Source organism: Pseudoalteromonas sp. P1-7a (genome assembly GCF_001401855.1).
In the GTDB taxonomy this organism is placed as follows: Bacteria; Pseudomonadota; Gammaproteobacteria; order Enterobacterales; family Alteromonadaceae; genus Pseudoalteromonas.
Map to the genome: position 1 here is coordinate 1 of NZ_LKDU01000148.1, position 244 is coordinate 244.

2 tRNA genes are annotated in these 244 nt (G+C 51.6%); both read right to left on the minus strand.

The window, feature by feature from the left end:
• Window positions 1–6 precede the first annotated feature (6 nt).
• Window positions 7–83 (minus strand) — tRNA-Met (locus AN389_RS19875).
• A gap of 82 nt (window positions 84–165) precedes the next feature.
• Window positions 166–242, minus strand: a tRNA-Met gene (locus AN389_RS19880).
• Between the last annotated feature and the right edge of the window lie 2 nt (window positions 243–244).

Here is a 244-nt window from a genome sequence, read left to right on the forward strand (position 1 = left end):
GGAAATTGGTTGCGGGAGCCGGATTTGAACCGACGACCTTCGGGTTATGAGCCCGACGAGCTACCAGGCTGCTCCATCCCGCGCCTGTATATTTTAAGTCTATCGACTACTTAATTTAATCTCTTAAGTTAGAGTTTACAGTAACCTCAAACCCATAAAGGAAATTGGTTGCGGGAGCCGGATTTGAACCGACGACCTTCGGGTTATGAGCCCGACGAGCTACCAGGCTGCTCCATCCCGCGCC